Here is a 4589-nt window from a genome sequence, read left to right as displayed (position 1 = left end):
AAATCCCAAAGATCGCAATGATCTCTTTATCAGTTAATTGCAGATCAAAAAAAAACCTTCAATTATGAAGGTCTTTTTTTTTCATTCTGTATTATCTGGCGTTTTATATATCTGATGCCAGAAACGCCCAGAAGTACTTGTTGGCGGAGCGAATTCATTATCACGAATAGTACAATAACGGCCATATTCCCTAATGATCTGATGCGTTAAAGTGTTGATATCGCACTCCTGAAAAGAACCACCGCTCCTTCCTACTTTTTCATGTGGTTTTACATACAAACCCATACAAAAACCTCTATATATTAGATACATAACAAATATTTAATCACTATATACCTATATAACAACCAACTCAAAAGTTCACATCATAATTCTGTTAATTATGATTTAATAAATAATGCATTGAAAATTTATCTTGAATATTTTCAATGCATTATCATGATTTCATATGTTTTTTATGTGATAAAATACCTCAAAGTCACTTACTGAGCTGGTTATGAATAGAAGTAATTTCAACTTAAATGGGCACGATTACAACTTATCCCACTTAAATGATAGATATTGGAATTTAATACAACCAGCATCAGGAGATAACGAAGAAAAAATTTATCGTATAAAGATCATCTTTTCATGCCACTGCTTCACTAAAGGAAGAGAAGAGAATGACCAACCCTCTCTTTTTTACAATGAAAGTCGAGAGGAACGCACGTTCTGCCAAACTAGATACGATGCGTCATTACAGCTACTAGAGCACATATATGCCCTACAGAATGGGTATGTTTTTATTAATGATGGTGGCAAAAAATCGAGAAAACAGAACTATTTGAAAATCCCAACAGCTACTGGGAATTATGAGATTTATTTCACTTTAAGTAAGAGCAACGATGAAAACGCAGATTTGAATCTATTCGTCCAAAGTGCATTTTTTAGAACTCATGGAAATGCGAGAAAATTAGGAAAGATAAGATTTACAGTAGCAGTTTATAACACCCTGATAGGAAAGCCTGTCAAAGCTCCACCTAGGCATAGATAGGTCTATAGAAACGAAAAAACCAGCTAATGCTGGTTTGTTCTATGCACTTAAGCATTAAATCGGAACCTTTGATTATCGCGCTCTTGGGCGTCAACCTACATCGTAGGCGGTACGAGTACTCCACTTTAAAAGTGGTTCCGTTCGTATACTCACGTAATAACTATTGCAGAATAGAATATTAGTGTCAATGATATTTACATTTTATAAAGAACTTGACACCAAAAATTGAAAGGCATTTTCTTCCAGATATTTTTGGTCTGAGACCAAAAATATCTCCCAAATCCGACATTGTCTGTTTTCACTCAACATCCTTATCTAAAGAAGATAGTGCTACTTTTAGTTGAGCTATAGCTGTTTTTTTAGCTGCAATTTCCATCTCTGATATCGAATCGCAATTAGGAACCCAAATCATCACATCTACACTTTTTCCTTTTCGATTAGTGAACTCATGAAGGGATACCTTTACGTACCTTAGATCTTCAACAACATGCTTTATATCGACTTGAATATCCAATTAAACTTCTCCTAAAAAATCATTTTAACTATATAAATTCATCACGATGAAAATAGCAACTGCCTGACAAAATCTCATTTATAAGACTGTTTCACAGCGTGAAACAACAATTCATGATCATTACTTTCAATATCTAACGCGTTAGACATTTTAGTTCTGTGACTACAATGTCTGCAAAGCAGAATAGGCAAAAAAAAACAGCACAATCAGGAACAAAAAAGTCACTCAGATTCCAAAATCTTGGTAGTCATTATGTGCATTATGTTCAATGGCTCACTTAGCTATCGAAAACACCCACCTCACGCACTCAAACGCCCATAGGCACGTTTTAAAGCAATCACTTCGCTCTACTGACCCATAAATCGGGCTGTAAGTTTGTGACGCTTTCAGAGCGATTTACAGGGCAATAAAACCGCCATCCGTTTCAACCAAAACAAATAGCCAAATGCCTATTTGTTACAAACTCATTCCACGATCACCAATTTCTCGATCTCGACTCATCATCTGTTCGTGTTGTAGCGCTTTTCCAACCGCTGGAGCTGAGCGTTCAAGCTCTGCACTTGCTCGGTCAAGTGACTCACGCTCAAGTGCAATTTTTTGTTCTCCAACGAAGTAGCATCGAACATTTTCACCAATCCGTTGTAGGCCGTCACAAAGTCTTGATGTCGCTTCTCGTGCTCTTTCTCTAAGTCCTCGAACGCGCTCAATAGCTGAGTCTCTAATTCCGTCATCACTTAATACCCCTCTGGAATAAACATCGGACGTTGGTCGGACTTTCTCGTCCAATTCGACGTTCCTTCCGCTTGTGCTAGGCACAAGCGTTCCCCGCACCGGCTGAGTTGAAGATTTCCGCCCTGGCTCTCGAGTTCCGCTATCCGATCTTTCTGCTGACTGATTGTCACCCAATTGTCCGTGATCAGCGTGCCCTGATACCAAATCACGCCCCATGACACCAAAATCACCGACACCACGAACGCGATCCCCCATAACCAACTGGGGAGAATTAACCTTTTCAGGCTCGAAGTCTGGTCGTCGATGACGTTGCTGATTTCGATCTCGCTGTCTTTCAAAGCCCTCACGATATGTTGTTCGTGCTTCGAAAATTCGCTCTTGAGCGAGCGCTCGATATCGTTCGCTTGCTCTTTGGATTTCGTCTCGAAGTCCGAGGCCAAATCTAAAATCTTTTTCATAAATCAGTCCTTTCAATCGAAGATTCTTACCACCTTCTGGATTGGCAATACTCAAACTATTCTTAGTTTCTCGGGCAATGGTGAAACCGGCTTTTTCGAGGCAATCCTTCACATCATCACGATTTCGAATCTCGCCATTTCCCGCTTGTGTTAAAAGCCCACGAGTGATCATTTCAACCGCCAATTTTTTTGAATGAGGCAAAGTATTCGCGGTCACCAGCTCTTGTTTATTCGCTGGGTCATTCGGATCTTTTAATTTCAAAAATTCATTTTGGAGGGTTTGCCACGCATTAATTCGAGGCCGATCGACACGGTCAAAATACGGTTGCAGCCGTCGACCACTTAAAAGCTCTATATTCGGTACCACAAAATTTAACTCTAATCGGCCTTTGTCTCGATGCTCGACCCAAAGACAAGCAAACTGATCTTTGTCCAGACCAGGGAGTAATGCCGATTCAAACGACGACATTAATTTATCTTTAGCTTCTCGAGGTAAATCAGATTCAGCAAAAGAAAGAACCCCACTCGTATATTTTTTTGCATATGGACTCGAATCGATGAGGGCAATAATCGTACACGGGTCACCACGATCTAACGTGGCCCCGTCACGTTCTCCGTCTTTACCTAATAGATATTCAACAGGACCGGAGCCACAACCGGTTCCACGAGAGTGAATTTTGACAATCATGAATGCTCATCCTGCAGATCTCGTATGGCTTGTTCAATCGCCCCCAATGCTGTGATGACTTTGAGTCGATCCACTGTTTTCCAATCATCAGAATTCGTCGCCCTGGCTATCTGATTTAAGTTGTTACCAATACCGGCTAATTGACGAAGCAAAGCAGGATCACAAGGTGGCGCTTTAAATCGTGACGCTTCCTTTTCTCCCAAGCACACATCACGCATCCATTCCGCTAATCGTGCCTTAGTATTTCGACGCTGCAACGAAGAATACTCGTCATCATGCACTCGGATTTTTATCTCTTTCTGTCTTAATTTCATAATGGCCTCGGGCGATGATTCGAACCGAAGGGGCGGATTATCGCCCGTGGTCTTCGGGGGTCTCGGGGGCGAAGCCCCTGTGCCAGTCACTGTGAACCCGTCAGGAGCGAAGCGAATAAAGGGGACGCTGTGTATACTGGCTTTAAAAGCTTAATACGAATGTACTACAGGGAAATAAGAGAACTATCTCTGTTTGAATCAAAATAGAAATAATGGAGGACAGGTCAAAATGTCGCAGAGAAGGAAAAAGAAAAGGCCAATTAAGACAGGAACACCCTCGCATTGAAAAGCGCCAGCATAAGGAGGTCGCAAAGCTCCAACTCAAGCCCTTTCGGCTACGCCGAACCCCTATCTCGAAACCATTAAAATGGATGAAATATCAGGGGTCATTTATCGTTTAACCTTGGGGTTTTCTCTCCCTTTCGGGCTGCCCTACGCTGTGCCTTTAGTGCTCTAAGGTCATTTGCAGACTCTTAAAACATCCTCCTCAGTGGCACACACTAAACCGTATTATCATTTGGCCTTACTCAATGCCTAGCAGCTGTAGCATCGTGACCTATTACGTCATTTCGGGTTCAGTTCGTTCGCTGGCTATCTCAGGAAATCCTTGGTCGATAGCGGGATGACACACCTATCCAAAACATCTTGAATCCAAATAGGTCAGGGAATACTTGAAGTGCTCATATGATATGGTCTATCATGAAAGGACTTAACGGGGTCTGAATTCGTTTAAGTATTCCGAAATAAACCACCTTGCCGGGTGGTTTTTTCACATCTGGCCATTAGGTTACGACCAAATCCCAAAGATCGCAATGATCTCTTTATCAGTTAATTGCAGATCAAAAAAAAA

5 protein-coding genes are annotated in these 4589 nt (G+C 41.2%); 1 reads left to right on the top strand and 4 read right to left on the bottom strand.

The annotated features are described in order from the left end of the window. The first annotated feature begins 496 nt into the window (after positions 1-496). The gene (locus AB6D06_RS22230; protein WP_176247075.1) at positions 497-1033 is read left to right on the top strand and encodes a hypothetical protein; all 537 of its coding nucleotides are present in this window, start codon (positions 497-499) and stop codon (positions 1031-1033) included. Positions 1034-1331: 298 nt separating this feature from the next. On the opposite strand, the gene AB6D06_RS22225 is transcribed toward AB6D06_RS22230, so the two are convergent. The 4 genes from AB6D06_RS22225 to AB6D06_RS22210 all read right to left on the bottom strand — a co-directional run bounded on the left by AB6D06_RS22225 (position 1332) and on the right by AB6D06_RS22210 (position 3739). Then, complete coding sequence (locus AB6D06_RS22225) at positions 1332-1547, bottom strand: hypothetical protein (RefSeq protein WP_176247074.1); 216 nt, start codon at positions 1545-1547, stop codon at positions 1332-1334. A 500-nt stretch (positions 1548-2047) separates the two neighbouring features. After that, entirely contained in the window at positions 2048-2278 is a 231-nt protein-coding gene (locus tag AB6D06_RS22220; RefSeq protein WP_371705181.1) for an MbeD family mobilization/exclusion protein, read from the bottom strand. A 3-nt stretch (positions 2279-2281) separates the two neighbouring features. Beyond that, positions 2282-2737, bottom strand: coding sequence for an MbeB family mobilization protein (locus tag AB6D06_RS22215; protein ID WP_372111873.1), 456 nt, complete (start codon positions 2735-2737; stop codon positions 2282-2284). A 684-nt stretch (positions 2738-3421) separates the two neighbouring features. Continuing rightward, positions 3422-3739, bottom strand: coding sequence for a MobC family plasmid mobilization relaxosome protein (locus AB6D06_RS22210; RefSeq protein ID WP_371692781.1), 318 nt, complete (start codon positions 3737-3739; stop codon positions 3422-3424). Between the last annotated feature and the right edge of the window lie 850 nt (positions 3740-4589).

Source organism: Vibrio sp. 10N.239.311.G01 (assembly GCF_041465805.1).
GTDB classification, from domain to species: Bacteria; Pseudomonadota; Gammaproteobacteria; order Enterobacterales; family Vibrionaceae; genus Vibrio; species Vibrio crassostreae_C.
The sequence above is the reverse complement of the archived record's forward strand: the minus strand, read 5'-3'. Positions and strand labels throughout refer to the sequence as shown.

Bases quoted from the DNA above. Each gene is read 5' to 3' on its own strand.
- AB6D06_RS22230 (WP_176247075.1), top strand. From the start codon at position 497: ATGAATAGAAGTAATTTCAACTTAAATGGGCACGATTACAACTTATCC.
- AB6D06_RS22220 (WP_371705181.1), bottom strand. From the start codon at position 2,278: ATGACGGAATTAGAGACTCAGCTATTGAGCGCGTTCGAGGACTTAGAG.
- AB6D06_RS22215 (WP_372111873.1), bottom strand. From the start codon at position 2,737: ATGAAAAAGATTTTAGATTTGGCCTCGGACTTCGAGACGAAATCCAAA.
- AB6D06_RS22210 (WP_371692781.1), bottom strand. From the start codon at position 3,739: ATGAAATTAAGACAGAAAGAGATAAAAATCCGAGTGCATGATGACGAG.